This window comes from Actinoplanes sp. NPDC026623 (assembly GCF_040638275.1).
Lineage (GTDB): Bacteria > Actinomycetota > Actinomycetes > Mycobacteriales > Micromonosporaceae > Actinoplanes.
In genome coordinates this window covers 1-22,067 of record NZ_JBEZXZ010000151.1, presented here as the reverse complement: position 1 = coordinate 22,067, position 22,067 = coordinate 1, and the positions used below count along the sequence as shown (strand labels likewise).

Sequence of the window (22,067 nt, the reverse complement as noted above, 5' to 3'; positions counted from 1 at the left end):
CGAGGAGGGCGGCCCGGCCGGGGAGCGGGGCGCGACCGGGAACGGCGAGTCGTCGATCGGGTCGTCCGGGCCCGGGGCCCGGCGGCCGCTCTTGCTGGTGCGCGCCTCGGCGGCGCCGGGGCCGATCGCCGAGCGCTCCTCCTTGGCGCTGCGCAGGTCGTCGAGCCAGCCGGTCTCCTCGCGGGGCACCTCGACAGGCTCGACGGGCTCCGGCCGGCCGCGACCGAAGAGGCGGCGGCTCTTGCCGGCCTGTTCGGCGTCGTCGTCGGGCCTGTCGGCACCGCGCCTGCTCACGGCTGGTCCTCTCCGGCGGCTACGCCGCTGTCGTTCGCCTTGGGCCCGCCTGCGGACGGGCCGTTCGCCTTACTCCCGCCCGTGGACGAGGCACTGCCGGCCGGCGGCCCCTGGTAGGACGGCCCCCGGACGATTCTGCGCAGGCGGGGCAACCGCTCGCCGACCGCGCGCTCCGCACCGTGGTCCGTCGGGTCGTAGTAGTCGACGCCGATCAGATCATCCGGCACATACTGCTGCCTAACAACACCCTTGGGGTCGTCGTGTGGATAGCGGTAGCCCGCGCCGTGACCAAGGCCACGCGAGCCAGCGTAGTGCGAGTCGCGCAGCGCCGGCGGGACGGCACCGCCGCGGCCGGCGCGCACGTCGGCCAGCGCCGCGCCGAGCGCGGTCGTCACGCTGTTGGACTTCGGGGCCGTCGCCAGGTGCACCACGGCCTGCGCCAGGTTGAGCTGCGCCTCCGGCAGGCCCACCGACTGGACCGCCTGGGCGGCCGCCGTGGCGACCAGCAGCGCCTGTGGGTCGGCCATGCCGACGTCCTCGCTCGCGAAGATCACGATGCGCCGGGCGATGAACCGGGGGTCCTCCCCCGCGACCAGCATCCGGGCCAGCCAGTGCAGCGCCGCGTCCGGGTCGGAGCCGCGCATGCTCTTGATGAACGCGCTGGTCACGTCGTAGTGGGCGTCGCCGTCGCGGTCGTATCGGACCGCGGCCATGTCGACCGCCTGTTCCGCGGTGGCAAGGTCGATCTCGGTCGCCTGCTGCGCCTGCGCGGACCCGGCGGCCGCCTCGAGCGCGGTCAGCGCCTTGCGGACGTCGCCGCCGGCCAGGCGTACCAGATGGTCCTCGGCCTCGGCGGTGAGCGTGACCGCCGCGCCCAGGCCGCGCGGATCGGTGACCGCGCGGCGGATGAGCTGCCGCACGTCGTCCTCCTCGAGGGCCTGCAGGGTGAGCAGCACGCAGCGGGAGAGCAGCGGTGAGATGACGGAGAAGTAGGGGTTCTCGGTGGTCGCCGCCAGCAGCGTCACCGTGCGGTCCTCGACGGCCGAGAGCAGCGAGTCCTGCTGGGTCTTGCTGAAGCGGTGCACCTCGTCGATGAACAGCACGGTCGGCGGGCCGCCGGCGCGGCGCTGGCGGCGGGCCGTGTCGATGACCGCCCGGACGTCCTTGACCCCGGCGGTCAGCGCCGACATCGCGACGAATCGGCGGTCGGTGGCCCCGGCGACGAGGTGCGCGATCGTGGTCTTGCCGGTGCCGGGCGGCCCCCACAGGATCACCGACATCGGCGTGGTGCCGGTGACCAGCTGGCGCAGCGGGGCGCCGGGCGCGAGCAGATGCTGCTGGCCGACGAGCTCGTCCAGGCCGGACGGGCGCATCCGGACCGGCAGCGGCGAGTCGGCCGACCAGCTGGTGAAGCCGGCGGACTCCGCACCGGCCGGTGGCGCGGTGCGGACGCCACCCGGCTCGTTCAGGGGGAAGAGTCCGTCGAATTCCATGTCGGCAACGACAGTACCGGCCCGCCCCCGGGTGCCGGAAATGCACCGAAAGGCGGGCCGAGTGCCGGAATCGGGTGATCAGCCGCGGCCGGGGCGACGGCCGTAGAAGCGGCGGCTGGAGCCGCCCGTGCCGGTGCGCGGGCCCGAGCCCACGCCGGCCAGGTAGAGGGAGAGCAGCAGCAGTCCGAGCGACGCGAACGTGGGGAAGTTGAACAGGTCGGTGTTCCGGACGTCGAGCAGGTCGAGCAGCAGGTAGATGCCGAAGACGACGGCGGCGGCGATGGCCAGCATGGATTCCTCCGGGGGGCTGAGAGCTCTTGATGATGCTGATACCCCCGGGGTGGTCGTGGGTAAACTCCGCCGCCCGCTCAGGGCGTCGTCGGTGCCAGCGCCGACGCCGGCGCGGGCCGGGCTGCGCCGGCGCCGCGGGCGACCAGGTAGAGCGGCGCCGCCACCGCCAGCACCGCCGCGGCGACCAGCAGCGAGACCTGCAGGCTCGCGGCGGAGGCGATCGCGGTCAGCGCGACCAGGCCGAGCGCGCCGGCCGGCTGGGCGACCATCGAGTTCAGCGAGAGCAGGCTCGCCCGGTAGGGGCCCTCGACCTGCCGGTGCAGCAGGGCGTTGTGCACCGGGCTCGCCGCGCCGTGCACCGTGTAGCAGATCAGATAGGACGCGATGATCCCGGCGGGCCCGGCGAACAGCGCCAGGCCGACCGCGGTCACGCCCTGCAGGATGCGCAGCGTGAAGCCGGTCCACGGCGCGCCGATCCGGCGGGTGAGCAGCGGGATCAACGCCGCACCCAGCGCCGAGGACAGCCAGGCGAGCGACCCCACCGGGCCCATCAGCGCCGACGCCCGGCCGGCGTCGCCGACCACCTCGGCGAGCCGGACCGGCGTCAGGCTCTCGAAACCGACCATGCCGAAGCCCCAGAAGATCTCCACGGCGACGAGCGCCACGATGATCCGGGAGCGGCGCAGCAGGCCCAGCGCGCCGCCGATCGCGGCCGGCACCCCGCGCACGGAGTCGGCCAGCGCGGCCACGCCCCGGCCCGCGCGCTGCTCGGTCATCAGGACCGCTACGGCGACGAGCGAGACCATCTGCAGGATCAGCGCCAGGTAGACGGGCAGGCTCAGCGCCGGGATCGCGCCGGACGGGTCGAGCGCGACGATGCCGCCGGTCGCCAGGGCGCCCGCGGCGATGGCCACGCCGAGCACGACGCCGCTGCGGCTCAGGCCGGTCTCGATGTCGGCGTGCTCGTCGGCGGCGAGCGCCCGGTCGACGTACCAGGCCTCGAGCGGGCCGCTGTCCAGGGCCCGGAAGACGCCCTGGAGGAGGAAGAAGATCACGAAGAGCAGGACCGTGTCGGCGAACGTCAGCAGCGAGAGCGCGACGAGCTCGATGACGCCGGCGAGCAGCAGGACCGGGCGGCGGCCGATGGCGTCGGACAGCCCGCCGGTCGGCAGCTCCAGCAGCAGGACCGTGATGCCCTGCAGGGCGGCGGCCGAGCCGTACTGGGCCAGGGTGAGGCCGCGGTCCAGCGGGAGCAGGACGGCCACCGGGATCATCAGGCCGACCGGGAACCACCGCAGGGCGAGCAGCACCAGGAAGCGGCGGCGGGCCTGACTCGCGGTGAGCGCGGTCATGGTTGCCCGCCTTGCTCCACACTCGGCACGCCGTACAGATAGAACAGGATCTGGCGGGCGTCCGGCGCCGGGTCGGTCTCACCGAGCCTGCGGTATCGCTCGACGACCGTCTCGAGCTCGGCGCCCAGGGCGGTGAGCTGCTCGGCGCCGAGGTTGAGCAGGTAGTCGGAGAAGCTCACGGCGGCGCGCCACTCGGGCGACTCGTCGGCGCGGACGCCGCGCCAGCGCTCGACGCGGTCGACGAACTGCCGCAGGGCGAAGCCGTCCAGCCAGTCGGAGGCGGCGACCGCGTCCGGGTCGCCGGTGAACGAGTCGCGCTGCCAGCTGGTCACGTCGTGCTCCGCGCGCCACCAGCGCTCGCGGCCGCGCCCGGCGCCCTGCTCCTCCGCGACGAGCCCGACGTCGGCGAGCCGGCGCAGGTGGTAGCTGGTCGCGCCGGTGTTGGTGCCGAGCACCTCGGCCAGCCTCGTGGCGGTGGCCGGGCCGTCGAGCCGCAGCCGGCCGAGCAGCCGGGCCCGCAGCGGGTGGGCGAGCACCTGGATCTGCTTGTTGTCGAGATGAACCTGAATGGGTTCCATGAGTTGCATACTACCTGTGCATACAAGTTATGCAAGCTTCTTGTGCAGCGCTCAGCCCAGGGCGTTGACCGCCTTCGCGATCACCAAAGCAGCCGTGACCAGCGAGATCGCCGCCTCGAGCATCATCGTCAACTTGGCCCAGCGCGACAGCGGCAGCGTGTCCGTCGGGCTGAACGCGGTCGCGTTGGTGAACGCCAGATAGAGATAGTCGGCGAACTGCGGCCGCCAGTGCCCCGGCACCATGCCGGGCGAGGTCATCTGCGGAAAGAGGAAGTCCGGGTACGGATCGGTGCCGGCCGCCCGCGCCGGCGCCCCGCCCCGGTCGAGTTCCCAGTACCAGACCGCGAACGTCAGCACGTTGATCAGCCAGATCGCGGCGCCGCTGCCCAGCAGCTCCGCCGCGCTCCCGGCGCCGTGCCCGCTGGTCAGCTCCTCGACGAGCCGGAAGACCGACCAGGCGGTGCCGAGACTGGCGACCGCGATCAGCATGAGGCTGAGCCGGCGCAGCGCGCGCGTGCGGCGCTCCAGCCGGCGCGGGTTCGCCGCCACCAGCAGCACCACGATGATGACCTCGACGCCGGGCAGCGCCCACCACGCGCCGAGGTTGTAGCGGTCCGGCAGGGCCACCTGCAGCCCGATCATCGCCGCTACCGCGAGGGCGTACGGCCAGTGGCGCTCGCCCTCGCTGAACCGCCGCCAGAACGGCAGCCGCTCCGGGTCCTCCTCCATGCCCACCGGCACATCATCGCCCCGGCCCGACCGCACGGCAGTACGGCCAGGCCGCAGCGATCAGTTGGAGTGCTTCACCGGTACGGCGGCGCCGTCCGTGCCCGGCGTCGCGGTGCCGGGCTTCGGCTTGGCGTCGATGCCCGCCTCCAGCCGCTGCTGCGCGGTGACCGGGGTGGGCGCGCCGGTCAGCGGGTCGAAGCCGCCGCGGGTCTTCGGGAACGCGATGACCTCGCGGATCGACTCGTTGCCGGAGAGCAGCATGCAGGTGCGGTCCCAGCCGAGCGCGATGCCGGCGTGCGGCGGGGGGCCGTACTTGAACGCCTCGAGCAGGAAGCCGAACTTGTCCTGCGCCTCCTCCGGGGTGATGCCGAGCAGGTCGAAGACCCGGCTCTGCACGTCGCCGCGGTGAATACGGACGCTGCCGCCGCCGATCTCGTTGCCGTTGACGACGATGTCGTACGCGTAGGCCAGCGCCCGGTCCGGCGCCTCCTCGAAGTTGTCCAACCACTGGTCGTTCGGCGAGGTGAAGGGGTGGTGCACGGCCGTCCAGCCGCCCTCGTCCGTCTTCTCGAACATGGGCGCGTCGACGACCCAGCAGAACGCCCACGTCGAGGCGTCGATCAGGCCGGAACGCTTGGCGATCTCGATGCGCGCCGCGCCGAGCAGCTCCTGCGCCTCGCGCCGCTCGGTCGCCGCGGCGAAGAAGACGGCGTCGCCCGGCTTGGCGCCGACCGCGTCGCCCAGCCCGGCCAGGTGCTCGGCGGACAGGTTCTTGGCCACCGGGCCGCGGGCCTCGCCGGTCTCGGCGTCGAGCACCACATAGGCCAGGCCCCGGGCGCCGCGGGCCTTGGCCCAGTCCTGCCAGCCGTCGAGCTCCTTGCGGGTCTGCGCCGCGCCGCCGGGCATGACCACGGCGCCGACGTAGCCGCCGGCGTCGATCGCGCCGGCGAAGACGCGGAACGCGGTGCCGCGCAGGTAGTCGGTCAGGTCGGTCAGCTCGACGCCGTAACGCAGGTCGGGCTTGTCGGAGCCGTAGCGGTTCATCGCGTCGGTCCAGGTGATCCGCGGGATCGGCGTCTGCACCTGGTAATCGGCGAGCTCGCCCCACAGCTTGACGACGAGCTCCTCGCCGAGCTCGATGATGTCGTCCTGGGTCACGAAGGACATCTCGATGTCGAGCTGGGTGAACTCGGGCTGCCGGTCGGCGCGGAAGTCCTCGTCGCGGTAGCAGCGGGCGATCTGGTAGTAGCGCTCCATGCCCGCGACCATCAGCAGCTGCTTGAACAGCTGCGGCGACTGCGGCAGCGCGTACCAGGAGCCGGGCTGCAGGCGGACCGGGACCAGGAAGTCGCGGGCACCCTCGGGCGTCGACCGGGTGAGGGTCGGCGTCTCGATCTCGTTGAAGTCGCGGGCGTGCAGCACCTCGCGGGCGATCTGGTTGGCCCGGCTGCGCAGCTTCAGCGCGTTCGCCGGGCCGCTGCGGCGCAAGTCGAGGTAGCGGTACTTGAGGCGCAGGTCGTCGGAGGCCGTGATGGCGTCGTCGACGGGCAGCGGCAGCGGCGCGGACTCGGAGAGCACGACCAGCTCGGCGGCGGTGACCTCGATGGCGCCGGTGGGCAGCTCGGGGTTCTCGTTGCCGTCCGGGCGCTGGGTGACCTCGCCGGTGACCTGCACGCAGAACTCGTTGCGCAGCGCGTGGGCGTCCTCCTCGCGGAAGACCACCTGCACGACGCCCGAGGCGTCGCGCAGGTCGACGAAGATGACGCCTCCGTGGTCGCGCCGGCGGGCGACCCACCCGGCGAGCGTCACCGTCTGACCGGCGTGGCTCGCGCGCAGGCTACCGGCGTCATGGGTACGGATCACGGAAGAGTCTCCTCACAGAATTTCACGGGCGCACCTGACATTGTGTCAGCTACGCCCCGCGCTCACCGCACGGCCCACGAGGTTGCCCGCAGGTTCGCCGTGCCGTCGGCGGTCACCTCGGTGACCTCGACCCGGACCATCCGCACGCCCGGCCCGCCGACACCGGCGTCGATGGCGGACGCGGCCGACGCGGACGCGGAGGGCGACGCCACTGACGGTGACGCCGCGGAAGGTGAGGGCGCGGCGCCCGGGCCGGTGAGGATGCACAGGATCAGGCCCTTGGTCGCCGGGACGGTCGTGGCACCGTCCAGCGCCGCGGTGCTGATCGCGGCGGCGCAGCCCACCTGCCCGGCGGCCGCGTCCTTCGACAGGCCGGCCGCCGCCGCGCCCGGCCCCGGCGCGAGCCGCGGCGCCGCGTCCGGCTCGCAGTGGCTCTCAAAGCGCAGATCCCCGGCCGCCGCCGCCACGTTCACCCGCGGCTCGTCCAGGTCGACGAAGGTCGTCGTGCCGCACCCGGCCTGGATCCGCAGTTCCTCGTCCGTATAGGTGGTGACCGGCGCGGAGGCACCGGCCGACGACCGGGTGAAGGCCTCGTCGGCCCGGCCCAGCGCCCGCCAGGCGATCAGCCCCGATCCGGCGGAGACGAGCAGCGCGAGCATCGCCAGCAGCACGGCGAAGACGACGCCGCGGCGCGGTGGCGGCTCGGCGGGTCCGTCCGAATCGGCGGAGGCGAGGCGTTCGGTCGGACCGTCGTCGTAGGGGTCGGCCGGGGCCGGCCAGGCGGTGGTGGAATTGGCGGCACGGAATACGGACATGGCACGGCTCCGCTCACATGGCGACGAGGGGTGCGCTCACACCATCGGGCGCAGAACGCCGCAGAGCGGCATAGAAGCACTTTAAGATCGCGTACCGGCCGCGGCCCATCCCCCAAATCGGGAGGTCACCGGTACGGATTACCGCGCGGCGTCAGCCACCCGCGGAATCGGGGTAGCGCCGCGCGAGGATGTCGAGGGCGCGGCGCCCCCAGGCGATGTTCTCGCGCTCGAAGCTGATGCCCCGGTGCAGCGTCAGGTAGGGGCCGATCCGGCTGCCGGTGGCGAGGAACTCGTCGTCGGTGCGGTCGCCGAGGATGTCGGCAAGGCTGCGTTCGTACGCCGCGAGCCGCTGACTGCTGGACTCGATGCGGGACCGGATCGACGACTGGACGCAGCCGACGTCGGCGTAGGCGAGCGCCTCGACCTGGACCAGGAGTTCATCCCGGACGGTTGTCGACTTCGGCTCCCGCCGGGTGAACTCGCCGAGGGCGGCCCGCCCCGCCGCGGTGACGGAGAAGAGCCGCTTGTCGGGCCGCCGTTCCTGCTTGACGACGCGCGCCGACAGCAGCCCCTCGGCCTGCATCTTCTCGAGCTCGCGGTAGAGCTGCTGCGGCGTCGCGGTCCAGAAGTTGGCGACGGAGACACTGAACTCCTTGGCGAGGTCGTACCCCGACGATTCGCGATCGATCAGGGCAGCCAGCAACGCGTTCCTCAGTGCCACGGTCGCATCCTACGGACCGCTCGTCATTCCCGCGTGAGGCCGCGGACGCCGCGCGGCGTCACCGGGCCCGGGGCCGGAACTCGGGCGTGCTCTTCGTCTGCACGGCGCGCCGGAGCAGGCCGGTGTTCGGCAGCCGGAGCAGCCGGAGCTGTTCGCGCCGCTCCCGGGCGAAGGTGCGGCGGGCGCTGCGGGTCAGCGCGCCGTTCAGCAGGCGCTTGGCCGCGGCGATCGCGTCCGGCGACCTGCTGAGCAGGGACTCGGCGAAGTCGGTCGCGGCACGGACGGGGTCCTCGTGCAGCTCGGTCACCAGCCCGAGGCGCTGCGCCTCGGTGCCGCTGATCCGCTCGGCGGTCATGGTGAGCCGCTTGGCGACGTCGATGCCGACCACCTCGGTGAGGCTGCGGATGCCGGTCATGTCGGGGATGATCCCCCACTTGCCCTCCAGCACCGACCACTTCGAACCGGGCGTCGCGAACCGCAGGTCCGCGGCCAGGGCGATCTGGACGCCGCCGCCGTAGCAGTGGCCGTGCACGGCCGCGATGACGGGCACCGGGATGCGCCGCCAGGCCCAGCAGGCCTCCTGGAAGGTGTTGGTGCCGCGCCACGGCACCGGCACGAACGCCCGCACGATGCGGCCGGGGGTGCGCAGCACCCCGGCGATGTCCAGGCCGGAGGTGAACGACTCGCCCTCGCCGGCGATCACGACGGCGCGCAGCGTGCGGTCGCGCCGCAGCCACCGCGCGGTGCGGATCAGGTCGTCAAGGGTGTCGAGGGTGAGCGCGTTGAGCTTGTCCGGGCGGTCGAGCCGCACGTGTGCGATCCCGTTCTCGACCCGGGTGCTCACGTGCTTGGTGGCGGGTGCGGCCTGTTGCATCGTTCGGCTCCAAAGAAGACTTGCTCAGATGACGGCGGCGAGCTCGGTGGCCTGCTTGATCGCCCGTTTGGCGTCGAGCTCGGCGGCGACGTCGGCACCGCCGATGACGTGCACCCGGACGCCGCGCTCCTCGAGCGGGGCGACGAGGTCGCGGACGGAGGTCTGCCCGGCGCACAGCACCACCGTGTCCACCTCGAGCACCCGGCGCTCGCGGGCGGACCTGGGGTTGCGCGGGTCGGCGGGCACCGAGATGTGCAGCCCGTCGTCATCGACGCGGAGGTACTCCACCGAGCGCAGCATCGTGACCCCGCCGTCCTGCAGCGTGGCGCGGTGCACCCACCCGGTGGTCTTGCCCAGGCCCTTGCCGAGGGCGGTCGCCTTGCGCTGCAGCAGGTAGACCTCCCGGCGGGGCGGCGCCTTCACCTTGGTGGCCAGGCCGCCGGGCGCGGTCTGCGGGTCGGCGACACCCCAGCGCCGCATCCAGTGCTCGAGCGGCTCGTTCGGCTCGTGCAGCAGGAACTCGCCCGCGTCGAAGCCGATGCCGCCCGCCCCGACGATCGCGACCCGGTCGCCGGCGGTGGCGTCGCCGCCGATGAGCTGCTGGTAGGTGACGACCTTCGGGTGCTCGACGCCGGGGATGTCCGGCACGTGCGGGCGTACGCCGGTGGCGACGACGACCTCGTCGAAGCCGGCCAGTTCCGCCACCGTGGCGCGCACGCCGAGGTGGAGCGTCACGCCGCGGACGCCGATCATGTGGCGGTAGTAGTCGAGGGTGCGGGCGAACTCCTCCTTGCCGGGGATCCGCGCGGCGAGCCGGAACTGGCCGCCGATGGCGTCCGCGGCCTCGAACAGCTCGACCCGGTGGCCGCGGCCGGCCAGCTCGATCGCGGCGGCGAGCCCGGCCGGGCCGGCGCCGACCACCGCGACCCGCTTGACCGTGCGGGTGGGCAGCAGCTTCAGCTCGGTCTCGAAGCCCGCGCGCGGGTTGAGCATGCAGGTGGCCCGCTGGTTGCGGAAGGTGTGGTCCAGGCAGGCCTGGTTGCAGGCGATGCAGGTGATGATCTCGCGCTCGCGCCGCTGCGCGGTCTTGGCGACCCACTCCGCGTCGGCCAGCAGCGGGCGGGCCATCGAGACGAGGTCGGCGTCGCCGGAGGCGAGGACGTGCTCGGCGGCCTCGGGGTTGTTGATCCGGTTGGAGGCGACGACCGGGATCGACACCTCCTTGCGGAGCTTGCCGGTGACCCAGGCGAAGGCCGCGGGCGGCACCGAGGTCACGATCGTCGGCACCCGGGCCTCGTGCCAGCCGATCCCGGTGTTGAGGATCGACACGCCGGCCTCCTGCAGCCCCAGGGCGAGCTCGGCGGTCTCCTCCCAGGACTGCGCGTTGTCGACCAGGTCGAGCAGGCTGATCCGGTACTGGACGATGAAGTCGTCGCCGACCAGGTCCCGGGTGCGCCGGACGATCTCCAGCGGGAACCGCATCCGCTTCGCGGCCGTGCCGCCCCAGGCGTCGCCGCGGTCGTTCGTGCGGGCGGCGAGGAACTGGTTGATCAGGTACCCCTCGGAGCCCATGATCTCCACGCCGTCGTAGCCGCCGCGGCGGGCCAGCGACGCGGCCCGGGCGAAGGCGGTGGCGGTCCGGTCGACCTGCCGGGTCGTCATCGCCCGCGGCCGGAACGGCGTGATCGGCGACTTGCGGCCCGACGCGCTCAGGCTGAACGGGTGGTAGGAGTACCGGCCGGCGTGCAGCACCTGCAGCAGGATCTTGCCGTCGTGCTCGTGCACGGCGTCGGTCACGACGCGGTGCGCGCCGGCGTGGCTCTCGCGGGTCATCCGGCTGCCGAACGGCGCCAGCCAGCCGCGCCACGTCGGTGCGTAGCCGCCCGTCACCATCAGGGCGACGCCGCCGCGGGCGCGCTCGGCGAAGAAGGCCGCCAGCTTGGGCAGGTCGCGCGCCCGGTCCTCGAGCTTGGTGTGCATGGAGCCCATCACCACCCGGTTGCGCAGCACCGTGTGGCCCAGGTCCAGCGGGCTCAGCAACGTCGGGTACCGGTCGGCGGCACCGTCCACGCTCGTCGTCATCGGACTCCCCTCGGAAACACCGGCGGAGGCCAATATACAAAAAAATGTATAGTAAAAAAAGTGACTATGCCTACTCGGCGAGACGGCCCAGCGCGGTGAGGATGGCGGCGTGCCGTCCGGCGCGGTGGCCGCCCTCGGGCTCCGGGCCCAGGGCCAGCACCGGATGCGTGACCCGGTAGGTCATCCGGTAGAGCACGACCTGGGTCGCCACGACCCGCCACTGCGCGGCCCGGGCGGCCGGCGGCCGATGGCCGAGGTCGGTGATCGTGAACCAGGCCGGGAACAGCGCGTGCGCGCCGACCGCGGCGTCGATGCGGTCCTGCACGTGCACCGCGAGCTCCTCGGCCGCCTTCGTGCCGCGATGCGACCGGTACAGCTGCCGCTGGACGGCGTCCTGTGCCAGCGCCTCCCGGGCGGCCTCGCAGCCGGCCTGGGTGGTGCGCAGCTCCTCGGTCTGCGCGCGCAGCCGCTCCCGCTCCCGCCGGTACGCCGCCGCGGCCCGGCGGAACGCGCGCCGGCCGGCCCGCTCGGCGGCGAGCGCCCGGCTGGCGTCGAGCGCCAGCTCCCGGCCGGCCTCCACACCCTTCTCCAATTCCTCGTACGCGGTGATCCGCTCGGTGTACGCCGCCCTGCTCTCGTCGTCCAGGATGGTGGATCGGAGGTCCTCGGCCTCGCGCACCACCGCGACCAGCGGCTCGAGAACCGGCGAGACCTCGTCCAGGTCGATCGGCAGCACGCCGTGCTCGAGGCGCAGCCGCCCCTCGATGAGATGGATCTCGCCGCTGAGCCGGGCGACCGCCTGCCGGGCCCCGCGCAGCTCGCCCAGCCGCACCTCACCGGCGTCGAGACGGGCCTCCAGTTCCCGGGCCCGCTGCTCGGCGACCTCGCTCGCCTGCTGGATCTGATCGATCAGCTGGCCCCGCAGCACGGCGATCCGCCGGCGGAACTCGCTGCGCAGCCCGTCCGCGACCCGGGCCAGGTCGGTCTGTTCGTCGAGGTTGCTCACGGGGCGACCTCCCGCTGATCGGCGGCGAGGCCCCGGGCGGCGGTCCAGACGGCGACCGCCGCCACGAGCAGCGCGAGCGCCGCGATCAACCCGTACGCGGGCAGCAGGCCGGCGGCGACCAGAACGGCGAGCACGACGACCAGGCCGAGCAGCGCGATGGCCGTCAGCATGCGGCGCCGCGCGGAGCGCGCGTCCACCCGGTCCAGCACCGCGATGAGGTCGTTCGTGGCGTCGAAGACCCGGACGAGCTGGTCGGCGTGGCGCTCCTGCTCCGGCACGAGGCGGCTCAGCACCGCATGCCGGGCGGCCAGCTCCCGCTGGCGCTTGAGCGTCTGGTCCCGCAGTTCCGAAGCACTCACACGGACACCCACCTAGTCACGTAGAGCTATGTTCTAAGCACTGAGTGCTGTCGAAACTGTACGTTCTACCCCACGAGGCCGGTCAATCCCACGGACGGGTCGATGGCGTTCAGGACGGCCACGAGCCGCTTCTCCTCGCCGATGAAGTGGGTCTCCAGGATCGCGGCGAGCCCGTCCAGCTCGCGCTGGATCCACGCCACCCGTTCGTGGTCCGCCTCGCCGTCGAGCCTGCGTGCCGCCGCGTCCACCCCGGCCAGCAGATGGGCGATCATGCGATGGTCGCGGACGAGTGCAGCCAGGAAATCCCGCAGCTCGGGGTGGCGCTCGGCGAGCACGGGGAACACGCTCGTGTCCTCGCCGGTGTGGTGCCGGGTCACCGCGGCGCAGAAGGTCAGGCAGTGCGCGGCCAGGTCGCGCTCGGGGACGACGCCCTCGCGCAGGTCGGCCAGCCGGTCGCGCAGGTCGGCGTGAACCTCGATCATTTGATTTCCGTACGCCAGGAAGCGGGCGTACTCGCCGAAGTCGTTGTGCACGGGTGTCCCATGGTCCGGCGCCTCCATGCCCGCGGCGGCCTGTTAGCCGGGTGCACTGCGACGCTGCCGATCATCCGATCAGGCGCCCGCTTTCGGCGTCAAGCGCGGCGCCCGCAGGTCCGCCGTCATCTCGTGCACCTCGGCGAGCCGGTCGGCCAGGTCCCGGGGGTGGCCCGGCGCGCCGGGCCGGGCGTCGCCGGGGCGCGGCCCGGACGGCGGCCGGTAGCCGACCCCGAGCGCGTCCAGGCGACCGAGGTGCGGGCCCAGCCGGGCCTCGAAGTCCGCGAGGTCGCGCCGCCGCGGGCCCCACGCCACCTCGGCCAGGGCGCACAGCCGCGGGTAGGTCTGGTAGTCGACGCGGCGCTGCGACTCCATGTGCTCGGTCCAGACGTTCGCCTGCGCGCCGATGATCCGCTCGGCCTCCCGGTCGGTGAGGCCCGCCGGTACCGGCTCGAAGGCGTACACGTCGGCGAGGGTCAGCAGGGTGCCGACCGGGGTGGGCTCGCCCGGGTCGTCGGACTGGCGGTAGTCGAGGTAGGCCGAGTTGTCCGGGCAGGAGACCACGTCGTGGCCGGACCGGGCGGCGAGCACGGCCGGCTCCGTGCCGCGCCAGGCGGCGATGGTGGCGCCGGCGGGCGCGCCGCCGGCGAGGATCTCGTCCCAGCCGAACACCCGCCGGCCCCGGCTCGCCAGGTGCTCGGCCATCCGGGCGGTGAACCAGGCCTGCAGGCCGGCCGGGCCGGCCAGGCCCTCCGCCGCGATCCGCTCGCGGGCGGCCGGGTCGTTCCACTCGTCGGCCGGGCACTCGTCGCCGCCGATGCCGATCAGCTCGCTCGGGAAGATCGCGCAGACGTGATCGAGCACCTCGCGGCAGAAGTCGAGGGTCTCCTCGCGGACGTTGAGGACGTGCTTCGAGATCCCCCAGGAGGTGCGCACCTCGCGGGCGGCGCCGCTGCCCAGCTCCGGATAGGCGGCGATGGCGGCCTGCATGTGGCCGGGCATGTCGATCTCGGGCACGACGGTGACGTGCCGCTCGGCGGCGTACGCGACGATCTCCCGCAGGTCGTCCGCGGTGTAGAAGCCGCCGTGCGGGCGGGCGTCGTAGCGGCCGTGGATCCGCGAGCCCAGCATCGACTCCGCGCGCCACGCGCCCACCGAGGTGAGCCGGGGCAGGCCGGGCACCTCGACCCGCCAGCCCTGGTCGTCGGTCAGGTGCAGGTGCAGCACGTTGAGCTTGTGGAACGCGGCCAGATCGATGAAGCGCAGCACGCCGGCGACCGGCATGAAGTGCCGGGCAACGTCGAGCAGCACCCCGCGCCAGGCGAAGCGTGGCGCGTCCTCGATCCGCACCGCCGGCACGAGCGGCGGGCCGCCGCCGCGGTGTGGCCGCAGCGTGGCCGCGGGCAGGAGTTGCCGCAGCGTCTGCGCGCCGTAGAAGACGCCCGCCGGGGAGCCGCCGCGGATCTCGGCGCCCCGCGCGGAAACGTCCAGGACGTAGCCCTCCGGCGGCAGGTCGGCACCGAGCCGCAGGCCGATGCCGCCGGCCGGGATGAGGCCGCGCAGCCAGGCGGCGACCCCCTCCAGCCCGGGTTCGGCGGCGATCGGATCCGTCCCGCTCAGGGCGAAGCCGCCGGTCCGGCGGGTCACTGAAACCGGTAGCGGGATCACGGCGCCTCCAGTAGTTCGTAAATGGCTCGTTTAGAGGTACGTGTGCAGCACGTCCACGACCACGTCGGCGTCGTCCACCACCGGAATGAACCGCCACTTGTCGAACGCGGTGCAGGGATGCGACAGCCCGAACCGGACGAGGTCACCCACGGCGACCGCGCCGCCGGTCACGTACGCGTGGTGGTCGTTCAGCCTGGTCACGGTCAGCCCCTGGGCCGTGGGCAGGCCCTCGTCGAAGGGCGCGTCCCGCTTGCCCATCCCGACGATCGCCAGCCCCGGCTCCGGCGTGGACAGCACCTGCGCCCACAGCTCCAGCGCCGCGGCGAGGGTGCCCTGCTCCGGCTCGCGGTTGAACGGCGTCCGCTCGGCGTAGAAGCCGTCGTCGTGGGTGACCGAGGCGCCGCTGCGCAGCACGGCACGGACCCGGTGCCCGTCGAGCCACTGTCCCGCCAGCGCCTTGATCACCCGGTCGAACCACGCGCTGCCGCCGGCCGACACGAGCACCTCGGCGCCGAGCAGCCCGGTCATCGCCCGCGCCGCCGCGGCCAGGGTGGCGAGCAGTTCATCGACCGCGTCCGCGTCCGGCAGCCCGCCCTCGTACGCGGTGACCCCGGCGAGGCCGACCCCTGGCGCGGCGGCCGCCGCCCGGGCCACGGCCAGCGCCTCCTCGACGGTGCGGCAGCCGGTGCGCCCGCCCGCGTGACCGAGCTCGACAAGCACCGCCAGCCCGCCCGCGGCGGCGACCGCCTCGACCGCCGCCACCGAATCGACCTGCACGAACACCTCCCAGCCCCGGGCCGCCTCGGCCGCCAGCCAGCGCAGCGCCGTGGGATCCAGCACCTGGTTGGCGATCAGCACCCGGGGCACGCCGAGCCGGCGCAGCACCAGGGCCTGGCTCGCGGTCGCCACGGTCAGCGCCCACGCCCCGGCCGCGAGCTGGGCGTCCAGCAGCGTCGGCGCCATCGTCGTCTTGGCGTGCGGCGCGAAGGAGAAGCCGTGCCGGTCCGCGTACCCGGCCATCGTCGCGATGTTCGCCCGCACCGCCGAGTCCCGGACCACGAGCAGCGGCCAGGTGAAGGAGCCGTCGAAGAGCGAGTGCCGGGCGGCGACGAAGTCACGCACCGTCACCTCGCCCAAGGGCAGCCAGAAGCCCTTGGCCCGCCAGTCGATGAGCTCGTCGGGGATGTCGAGGGTCATGTCGGTCTCCTCAGGCTTGACCGCGTTGGAGCTTTCGCGCACGCTACTACGGACCAATTACGAACTACCACTGTCGAACGGGTGGGTGCGGCGATGATGATCGGCCTGGTGCTGCACGCCGGCCATCGCGCCCGCTTCGAGGAGGCGGCCCGGAATCTGTCCGGCGTCACGTTCGCCTTCGCCGTCTACGAGCACGAGGACCAGATCCGCGACCGGGTCGCCGAGCTGCTGCGCGCGGGCCCGGACGGGCTGCTGCTCGGGCTGGTCCCGTACGCGCGCTCCCGGGATCTGCTGCCGCCGGGCCTGCCGGTCGCGATCACCAGATCGGCCGCCCTCGACCTCGCGCTGGCCTGGTCCCGGGCCCGCGGCAACGGCTGGCCCGCCACCCCGGTCAGCATCGACACGTTCACCCGGGAGACCGTCGACGAGGTGGCGGACGCGCTCGACCTGGACCGCACGGCGATCGCGTGCCTGCCGTTCGAGGCGGACCAGCCCGTCGCCGACGTCGTCGCCTTCCACCGCGAGCACCTGGCCCGGACCGGCGCCCGCTACGTGATCAGCGGGCGCACCGGGGTCGCCGCGGCCCTCGACGGCACGGTCGCGGTGCTGGGCGCGCCGGCCACCGCCGGCACGATCCGGGCCGACCTGCACGAGCTCGCGCTGCGGATCCACGGCCGGCGAGCCGACGGCCGGCGCCTCGCCGCCGGGGTGTTCCTGATCGCCGGGCCCGGCGAGAGCGCCGGGCTGGCGCGCCTGCTGCGCGACACCCCCGAGTTCGCGGACGCCTGGATCGACGACCGGGGGCGGCGCGGGGTCGTCGTCCTCGCGCACGCCGCGCTCTTCGAGGCGGCCACCCGCCACTGGACCGGCCTGCCCCTGCTCGCCGCGGCCCGCGACAATCTCGGCGTACGCGCGGTGGCCGGCTTCGGCCTGGGCGACTCGGCCCGGGTCTGCGTGGCGCTGGCCGAGAAGGCTGCCGACCGGGCCGGGCAGGACGCCGATCCGGGCGCCTACCTGATCTCCGACAACGGCGCGATGATCGGGCCGATGGGCGCCTCCGGGCCGCCGCTGGCATACACCTACCGCGAGCACGGCGGGATCGAGGCGCTGGCCGGGCGGGTCGGGCTCAGCCCGGCGACGCTGTCCCGGCTCGCCGCGATCGAACGCTCCCTGGCCGGCCGGGCGGTCTCCCCCAGCGACCTGGCCCGCGCCCTGGGCATCACCGACCCGAGCGGGCGGCGGCTGATCCGCAAGCTCGGCGAGTCCCGGCTGGCCGTCGGCGACGGCAGCTCCCAGGTGCACCGCCGGGGCCGGCCCTCCCGGCTCTACCGGCTGTCCATCGCCGCGGCCCTCGACGCCGGCCCGACCGGAAAGGACCCGTCCACATGAGCCACGACCTGCTGCTGACCGGCGGCGACCTCTACGGCACCGGGCCCGGGGACCTCGCGATCTCCGGCGGCCGGATCGCGGCGGCCGGCCCCGGGCTGCCCCGCGACGCGCACACCGTCGTCGACGTCACCGGGCTGCTGGTCACGCCCGGCCTGATCGACCTGCACACCCACGTCGGTCCCGGCTACTGGGGCATCGAGCCCGACCCGATCGCCTGGTACTCCGGGGTCACCACCTGGGTCGATGCCGGCTCGGCCGGTGCGTACACCCTGGACGGGCTGCGGCGGGCCGTCGCCGGGGCGGCCGTGCGGGTGCCGGTGCTGCTCAACATCTCCGCGGTGGGGCTGGCCGGGCGCACCGGCGAGAGCCGCGACCTGGCCGCCTGCGATACCGGCCTCGCCATCGACACCGTGCTGGCCAACCGCGAACTGATCCGCGGCGTCAAGGTCCGCATCGACCGCGAGACGGTCGGCGAGAACGGCGTCGAGCCGCTGCGCCGCGGCCTCGCGGTCGGCGACGCCTGCGACCTCCCGGTCATGGTCCACATCGGTACGGCGCCACCCCGGCTCGACGAGGTCCTGGGCCTGCTGCGCCCGGGCGACATCGTCACGCACTGCGCCAGCGGCATCGCGGCGCCGCTGGGCCGGGCCGTGCACGCGGCCCGGGAGCGGGGCGTGCTGCTCGACATCGGGCACGGCTCGGGCGGGTTCGCCTTCGACGTGCTGGAGGAGCAGATCGCGGCGGGGCTGGGGCCGGACACGGTCTCCACCGACTTGCACGCCCGCTCGGTGCACGGGCCCGTCTTCGACCTGCCGACGACGATGGCCAAGCTGCTGGCCGCCGGCCTCCCGCTGACCGAGGTCATCGCCGCGGCGACGGCCGGCCCGGCCCGCGCCCTCCGCCTGCCCGGCGGCACCCTGGAGGTGGGCGCGCCCGCCGACGTCGCGGTGTTCCGGATCGAGGAAGGGTCGTTCGAGGTGGTGGACGCGCACCGCCAGGTCCGGCACGCCCCGCTGCGGCTGGTCAACGAGGCGACGTACGTCGCCGGCCGCCGCCTCGTCCCCCGGCTGCCGGCACCGGCGGCGCCGTGGATCCCGCTCACCCCCGCACAGCGCGCCGCCCTCGACCGGCGCGAACGCGAGGTGCGCAATCTGCTCGTCGCGCCGCTGGTCGGCGCGGACGGTCTTACCGAACAGTTTCCCCGACCCACCAGGAGTTCCTGATGCCCAAGCACGCCATCGTCACCGACCAGGCCGCGCCCGTCGGCGGCCCGTACTCGCACGCCGTCGTCGCCGGCGACACCGTCTATCTGGCCGGCGCCATCCCGGCCCTGCCGGACGGCACCCGGGTGACGGGCACCTTCGCCGAGCAGGCGCACGCCGCGTTCCGCAACCTGGAGGCCGTGGCGCGGGCCGCGGGCAGCAGCCTCGACCAGGCCGTCCGGGTCGGCGTCTACCTGCGCGACTTCGCCGACTTCGCGGAGCTCAACGAGATCTACCCGCAGTACATCAAGGGCGACCACCTGCCGGTACGCACCACGTTGCCGGTGCCGCTGGTGGGCTTCGACATCGAGATCGACGCCGTCCTCTACACCGCCTGAGGCCCGAATTCCAGGCCGGTCGCGAGCCCGGCGGACCCGGTCAGCCCGTACGCCCAGATCCGGCGGGCGCCGTCGGTGTCGCCGGCCCGCTCCCGTAGCCAGATCAGGCCGAACAGCGCGTCGGCGTCGCCCCGGTTGACCGCCTGCACGAACAGGGCCTCGGCGCCCGCCGCGTCCCCGGCGAGCGCCCGCAGGTCCTTCTTCGGCGAGCCGGGCAGGTCGTCGGCCGCCGCGATCGCCCGGGCCAGGTCGTCCAGCCGGGGACAGTCCGCCTCCGCGTACAGCCGGTACACCGCGTCCCGCAGGTCACGCGCCGGCCCCGCGGGCAGGGCGACACGCTCCACCGCCCGGCCGCGGGGGATCTCCGATCGGGACCCGTCGGTGTCCATCCTCGATCCAGGATGCCCCATCCGCCGCACCGGCGGTATCGGTCGGCACCGGACCGCATCAACAGGGACACTTGGCTGGCGTGGTCGCCCGGGTTTGCGCCCTTGTCGTGGTCTGATCGGTTTGATCAAGAACAACGCTGCGGGTAACACGCCGGAAACGTCGGGCTGCGAGCATCACTCGATCAGGGGAGGTTCGTTTGTTCCTCAGTCAGCACGAGCAGGAACGCCTGCTCATCCACGTCGCGGCCGACGTGGCGCGGCGCCGGCGGGAGCGGGGCCTGCGCCTCAACCACCCCGAGGCGACAGCGATCATCACCGCCTTCCTGCTCGAGGGCGCCCGCGACGGCCGGACGGTGGCCGATCTCATGGACGCCGGGCGCCGCGTGCTCGGCCGCGAGGACGTCATGGACGGCGTGCCGGAGATGCTCGCCGAGGTGCAGGTCGAGGCGACCTTCCCGGACGGCACCAAGCTGGTCACCGTGCACGGGCCGATCTCATGATCGTGCCCGGGGAGATCCTCGCCGGGGACGGCGACATCACCATCAACGCCGGGCGCCCGGTGCGCTCGCTGACGGTGCGCAACACCGGCGACCGGCCCGTGCAGGTCGGCTCGCACTACCACTTCGCCGAGTCCAACGCGGCCCTCGACTTCGACCGGGACGCCGCCTGGGGGCACCGGCTGGCGGTGCCCGCCGGCACCTCGGTGCGCTTCGAGCCGGGCCTGCCCCGCGACGTCGACCTGGTGCCCTTCACCGGCAACCGGATCGTGCCCGGCCTGCGCGGCCTGGCCGGCGGTCCGCTCGACCCCGCCGCGGCCCCGGCCGCCGCCGGCTCCCCCTCTGCCTCCTCCGCCGCCTCCGCCGACGCTGCCGACGACGACGACGCGGACGGGACCGCTGAGGCGGAACAACCGTCGAACGGGAGCCCCCGGTGAGCACCCTCGACCGCGGGCGCTACGCCGCCCTCTACGGCCCCACCGCCGGCGACCGGATCCGGCTCGCCGACACCAATCTGCTGATCGAGATCGAGGAGGACCGCAGCGCCGGACCGCACCCCGGCGACGAGGTCGTCTTCGGCGGCGGCAAGGTCATCCGCGAGTCCATGGGCCAGTCCCGCGCCACCCGCGCCGAGGGCACCCCGGACACGGTGATCACCGGCGCGGTGGTGCTCGACCACTGGGGCATCGTCAAGGCCGACGTCGGCATCCGCGACGGCCGGATCGTTGCGCTCGGCAAGGCCGGCAACCCCGACACCATGGACGGGGTCCACCCGGACCTGGTGATCGGCCCCGGCACCGAGATCATCGCCGGCAACGGCAGGATCCTCACCGCGGGCGCGATCGACAGCCACGTGCACCTGATCAGCCCGACCATCCTGGACACCGCGCTGGCCTCCGGCATCACCACGATCGTCGGCGGCGGCACCGGACCGGCCGAGGGGACCAAGGCCACCACGGTCACCCCGAACGCCTGGCACCTGGCCCGGATGCTCGAGTCGATGGACCAGCGCCCGGTCAACGTGCTGCTGCTCGGCAAGGGCAACACGATGTCGCAGGAGTCCATGTGGGAGCAGTTGCGCGGCGGCGCGGGCGGCTTCAAGCTGCACGAGGACTGGGGCACCACGCCCGCGGTCATCGACGCGGCGCTGCGGGTGGCCGACGCCTCGGGCGTGCAGGTGGCCATTCACACGGACACCCTCAACGAGGCCGGCTTCGTCGAGGAGACGCTGCGGGCGATCGCGGGACGGTCGATTCACGCGTACCACACCGAGGGGGCGGGCGGCGGGCACGCGCCGGACATCATCACGGTCGCCTCGCACCCGCACGTGCTGCCGTCGTCGACGAACCCGACCCGGCCCTACACCCGCAACACCCTCAGCGAGCACCTCGACATGCTGATGGTCTGCCACCACCTGAACTCGGCGGTCCCCGAGGACCTGGCGTTCGCGGAGAGCCGGATCCGGCCGTCCACGATGGCGGCCGAGGACCTGCTGCACGACCTCGGCGCGATCTCGATGATCGGCTCGGACTCGCAGGCGATGGGCCGCGTCGGCGAGGTGATCATCCGCACCTGGCAGACCGCGCACGTGATGAAGGCCCGCCGCGGCAGCCTGCCCGGCGACGGGCGCGCGGACAACGAGCGCGCGAAGCGGTACGTGGCCAAGTACACGATCTGCCCGGCGGTCGCGCACGGCATGGCGGAGCAGGTCGGCTCGGTCGAGCCGGGCAAGCTGGCGGACCTGGTCCTCTGGGACCCGGCGTTCTTCGCCGTCCGGCCGGCCCTGGTGATCAAGGGCGGCATGATCGCCTCGGCGCAGATGGGCGACGCCAACGCCTCGATACCGACACCGCAGCCGATGCTGCCCCGCCCGATGTTCGGCGCGTACGGGGTGGTGCCGTCGGCGACGTCGGTGGCGTTCGTGGCGCCGGCCGCGATCGACGCCCTGCTCGGCGACCGGATCGGCGTCAAGCGGGCGCTGGTGCCGGTGTCCGACACGCGATCGGTCGGCAAGGCGGACATGCCGCGCAACGACGCGCTGCCCCGCATCGAGGTGGAGCCGGACACGTTCACCGTCCGCATCGACGGCGAGGTCGTCGAGCCGGACCCGGTGACGGAGCTGCCCATGGCCCAGCGTTACTTCCTGTTCTGATGCCCGCATCCCACCGGTCCCCGATGGGTCGGCGCGTCACCGGCGAGCCGCTCGCCCCGCGGCCGCGCCGCCGGCCGGGTGCCCGCCGGGGCGCGCCGGGTCAGCACATCGGACCGCCGCGCCACCGCGCCGGCGGACGGGGCGGGCCGGCGTGAGCCTGGCGTCCCTGCTGGTGCTGGCGGACG

At 73.7% G+C, this 22,067-nt stretch carries 23 protein-coding genes; 6 read left to right on the top strand and 17 right to left on the bottom strand.

The genetic code is table 11. From position 1 onward, the window contains the following. The 16 genes from AB0F10_RS32740 to AB0F10_RS32665 form a co-directional block, all read right to left on the bottom strand. The coding region (locus tag AB0F10_RS32740) for a hypothetical protein (RefSeq protein WP_360633889.1) at positions 1–294 on the bottom strand (294 nt) is incomplete at its 3' end. Further along, positions 291–1,787: a replication-associated recombination protein A gene (locus tag AB0F10_RS32735; protein ID WP_360633886.1), complete on the bottom strand. Its 1,497-nt coding sequence runs from the start codon at positions 1,785–1,787 to the stop codon at positions 291–293. The genes AB0F10_RS32740 and AB0F10_RS32735, both read right to left, overlap by 4 nt. Positions 1,788–1,865: 78 nt before the next feature. Further along, positions 1,866–2,078 (bottom strand): hypothetical protein, encoded by a 213-nt coding sequence (locus AB0F10_RS32730; protein ID WP_360633883.1) that lies wholly within the window; start codon positions 2,076–2,078, stop codon positions 1,866–1,868. 77 nt (positions 2,079–2,155) lie between these two features. Beyond that, the gene (locus AB0F10_RS32725) at positions 2,156–3,430 is read right to left on the bottom strand and encodes an MFS transporter (RefSeq protein WP_360633880.1); all 1,275 of its coding nucleotides are present in this window, start codon (positions 3,428–3,430) and stop codon (positions 2,156–2,158) included. Continuing rightward, positions 3,427–4,008 (bottom strand): helix-turn-helix domain-containing protein, encoded by a 582-nt coding sequence (locus AB0F10_RS32720; protein WP_360633877.1) that lies wholly within the window; start codon positions 4,006–4,008, stop codon positions 3,427–3,429. Before AB0F10_RS32720 ends, AB0F10_RS32725 begins: the two co-directional genes overlap by 4 nt. A gap of 51 nt (positions 4,009–4,059) precedes the next feature. Beyond that, positions 4,060–4,737 carry a hypothetical protein gene (locus AB0F10_RS32715; RefSeq protein ID WP_360633891.1) on the bottom strand — a complete coding sequence of 226 codons (678 nt, stop codon included), beginning with the start codon at positions 4,735–4,737 and terminating at the stop codon, positions 4,060–4,062. Positions 4,738–4,797: 60 nt separating this feature from the next. Next, entirely contained in the window at positions 4,798–6,600 is a 1,803-nt protein-coding gene (gene aspS / locus AB0F10_RS32710; protein WP_360633874.1) for an aspartate--tRNA ligase, read from the bottom strand. A 62-nt stretch (positions 6,601–6,662) separates the two neighbouring features. Next, positions 6,663–7,415, bottom strand: coding sequence for a hypothetical protein (locus AB0F10_RS32705; protein WP_360633871.1), 753 nt, complete (start codon positions 7,413–7,415; stop codon positions 6,663–6,665). Between the two features lie 151 nt (positions 7,416–7,566). Beyond that, the gene (locus AB0F10_RS32700) at positions 7,567–8,136 is read right to left on the bottom strand and encodes a PadR family transcriptional regulator (RefSeq protein ID WP_360633868.1); all 570 of its coding nucleotides are present in this window, start codon (positions 8,134–8,136) and stop codon (positions 7,567–7,569) included. Between the two features lie 58 nt (positions 8,137–8,194). Beyond that, complete coding sequence (locus AB0F10_RS32695; RefSeq protein WP_360633865.1) at positions 8,195–9,010, bottom strand: crotonase/enoyl-CoA hydratase family protein; 816 nt, start codon at positions 9,008–9,010, stop codon at positions 8,195–8,197. 24 nt (positions 9,011–9,034) lie between these two features. After that, on the bottom strand, positions 9,035–11,092 hold the full coding sequence (locus AB0F10_RS32690) for an NADPH-dependent 2,4-dienoyl-CoA reductase (RefSeq protein ID WP_360633862.1): 2,058 nt from the start codon (positions 11,090–11,092) through the stop codon (positions 9,035–9,037). 70 nt (positions 11,093–11,162) lie between these two features. Then, positions 11,163–12,098 carry a hypothetical protein gene (locus AB0F10_RS32685; RefSeq protein WP_360633859.1) on the bottom strand — a complete coding sequence of 312 codons (936 nt, stop codon included), beginning with the start codon at positions 12,096–12,098 and terminating at the stop codon, positions 11,163–11,165. Further along, positions 12,095–12,457 carry a hypothetical protein gene (locus AB0F10_RS32680; protein WP_360633856.1) on the bottom strand — a complete coding sequence of 121 codons (363 nt, stop codon included), beginning with the start codon at positions 12,455–12,457 and terminating at the stop codon, positions 12,095–12,097. The genes AB0F10_RS32685 and AB0F10_RS32680 overlap by 4 nt, the downstream gene beginning before the upstream one ends. 65 nt (positions 12,458–12,522) lie before the next feature. Further along, positions 12,523–12,990, bottom strand: a complete 468-nt coding sequence (locus AB0F10_RS32675) for a hemerythrin domain-containing protein (RefSeq protein WP_360633852.1) — start codon at positions 12,988–12,990, stop codon at positions 12,523–12,525. A 78-nt stretch (positions 12,991–13,068) separates the two neighbouring features. Beyond that, positions 13,069–14,658: a beta-N-acetylhexosaminidase gene (locus AB0F10_RS32670; protein ID WP_360633849.1), complete on the bottom strand. Its 1,590-nt coding sequence runs from the start codon at positions 14,656–14,658 to the stop codon at positions 13,069–13,071. Between the two features lie 30 nt (positions 14,659–14,688). After that, positions 14,689–15,855 carry an alanine racemase gene (locus AB0F10_RS32665; protein WP_360633846.1) on the bottom strand — a complete coding sequence of 389 codons (1,167 nt, stop codon included), beginning with the start codon at positions 15,853–15,855 and terminating at the stop codon, positions 14,689–14,691. Between the two features lie 93 nt (positions 15,856–15,948). Here AB0F10_RS32665 and AB0F10_RS32660 point away from each other — a divergent pair, with 93 nt between their 5' ends. Genes AB0F10_RS32660 through AB0F10_RS32650 form a run of 3 tightly spaced genes read left to right on the top strand, consistent with a single transcriptional unit; the run spans position 15,949 to position 18,844 of the window. Continuing rightward, positions 15,949–17,244 (top strand): transcriptional regulator, encoded by a 1,296-nt coding sequence (locus AB0F10_RS32660; protein ID WP_360633843.1) that lies wholly within the window; start codon positions 15,949–15,951, stop codon positions 17,242–17,244. Next, the gene (locus AB0F10_RS32655; protein ID WP_360633840.1) at positions 17,241–18,467 is read left to right on the top strand and encodes an amidohydrolase/deacetylase family metallohydrolase; all 1,227 of its coding nucleotides are present in this window, start codon (positions 17,241–17,243) and stop codon (positions 18,465–18,467) included. Before AB0F10_RS32660 ends, AB0F10_RS32655 begins: the two co-directional genes overlap by 4 nt. Next, complete coding sequence (locus tag AB0F10_RS32650; protein ID WP_360633837.1) at positions 18,467–18,844, top strand: RidA family protein; 378 nt, start codon at positions 18,467–18,469, stop codon at positions 18,842–18,844. The genes AB0F10_RS32655 and AB0F10_RS32650 overlap by 1 nt, the downstream gene beginning before the upstream one ends. Here AB0F10_RS32650 and AB0F10_RS32645 read toward each other — a convergent pair. Continuing rightward, complete coding sequence (locus AB0F10_RS32645; RefSeq protein WP_360633834.1) at positions 18,832–19,233, bottom strand: hypothetical protein; 402 nt, start codon at positions 19,231–19,233, stop codon at positions 18,832–18,834. The genes AB0F10_RS32650 and AB0F10_RS32645 overlap by 13 nt on opposite strands. A 197-nt stretch (positions 19,234–19,430) precedes the next feature. Between AB0F10_RS32645 and AB0F10_RS32640 the strand changes: the two genes are divergently transcribed. From AB0F10_RS32640 to AB0F10_RS32630, 3 genes are read left to right on the top strand one after another with little or no spacing between them, the layout of a single operon-like run. Further along, positions 19,431–19,733: an urease subunit gamma gene (locus AB0F10_RS32640; RefSeq protein ID WP_360633831.1), complete on the top strand. Its 303-nt coding sequence runs from the start codon at positions 19,431–19,433 to the stop codon at positions 19,731–19,733. Further along, on the top strand, positions 19,730–20,167 hold the full coding sequence (locus tag AB0F10_RS32635; RefSeq protein ID WP_360633828.1) for an urease subunit beta: 438 nt from the start codon (positions 19,730–19,732) through the stop codon (positions 20,165–20,167). Before AB0F10_RS32640 ends, AB0F10_RS32635 begins: the two co-directional genes overlap by 4 nt. Beyond that, positions 20,164–21,882 (top strand): urease subunit alpha, encoded by a 1,719-nt coding sequence (locus AB0F10_RS32630; protein ID WP_360633825.1) that lies wholly within the window; start codon positions 20,164–20,166, stop codon positions 21,880–21,882. The genes AB0F10_RS32635 and AB0F10_RS32630 overlap by 4 nt, the downstream gene beginning before the upstream one ends. Positions 21,883–22,067 lie beyond the last annotated feature (185 nt).

Bases quoted from the DNA above. Each gene is read 5' to 3' on its own strand.
- AB0F10_RS32690 (WP_360633862.1), bottom strand. From the start codon at position 11,092: ATGACGACGAGCGTGGACGGTGCCGCCGACCGGTACCCGACGTTGCTG.
- AB0F10_RS32645 (WP_360633834.1), bottom strand. From the start codon at position 19,233: ATGGACACCGACGGGTCCCGATCGGAGATCCCCCGCGGCCGGGCGGTG.
- AB0F10_RS32725 (WP_360633880.1), bottom strand. From the start codon at position 3,430: ATGACCGCGCTCACCGCGAGTCAGGCCCGCCGCCGCTTCCTGGTGCTG.
- AB0F10_RS32735 (WP_360633886.1), bottom strand. From the start codon at position 1,787: ATGGAATTCGACGGACTCTTCCCCCTGAACGAGCCGGGTGGCGTCCGC.
- AB0F10_RS32655 (WP_360633840.1), top strand. From the start codon at position 17,241: ATGAGCCACGACCTGCTGCTGACCGGCGGCGACCTCTACGGCACCGGG.
- AB0F10_RS32665 (WP_360633846.1), bottom strand. From the start codon at position 15,855: ATGACCCTCGACATCCCCGACGAGCTCATCGACTGGCGGGCCAAGGGC.
- AB0F10_RS32650 (WP_360633837.1), top strand. From the start codon at position 18,467: ATGCCCAAGCACGCCATCGTCACCGACCAGGCCGCGCCCGTCGGCGGC.
- AB0F10_RS32715 (WP_360633891.1), bottom strand. From the start codon at position 4,737: ATGGAGGAGGACCCGGAGCGGCTGCCGTTCTGGCGGCGGTTCAGCGAG.
- AB0F10_RS32695 (WP_360633865.1), bottom strand. From the start codon at position 9,010: ATGCAACAGGCCGCACCCGCCACCAAGCACGTGAGCACCCGGGTCGAG.
- AB0F10_RS32730 (WP_360633883.1), bottom strand. From the start codon at position 2,078: ATGCTGGCCATCGCCGCCGCCGTCGTCTTCGGCATCTACCTGCTGCTC.
- AB0F10_RS32635 (WP_360633828.1), top strand. From the start codon at position 19,730: ATGATCGTGCCCGGGGAGATCCTCGCCGGGGACGGCGACATCACCATC.
- AB0F10_RS32720 (WP_360633877.1), bottom strand. From the start codon at position 4,008: ATGGAACCCATTCAGGTTCATCTCGACAACAAGCAGATCCAGGTGCTC.
- AB0F10_RS32660 (WP_360633843.1), top strand. From the start codon at position 15,949: ATGATGATCGGCCTGGTGCTGCACGCCGGCCATCGCGCCCGCTTCGAG.
- AB0F10_RS32705 (WP_360633871.1), bottom strand. From the start codon at position 7,415: ATGTCCGTATTCCGTGCCGCCAATTCCACCACCGCCTGGCCGGCCCCG.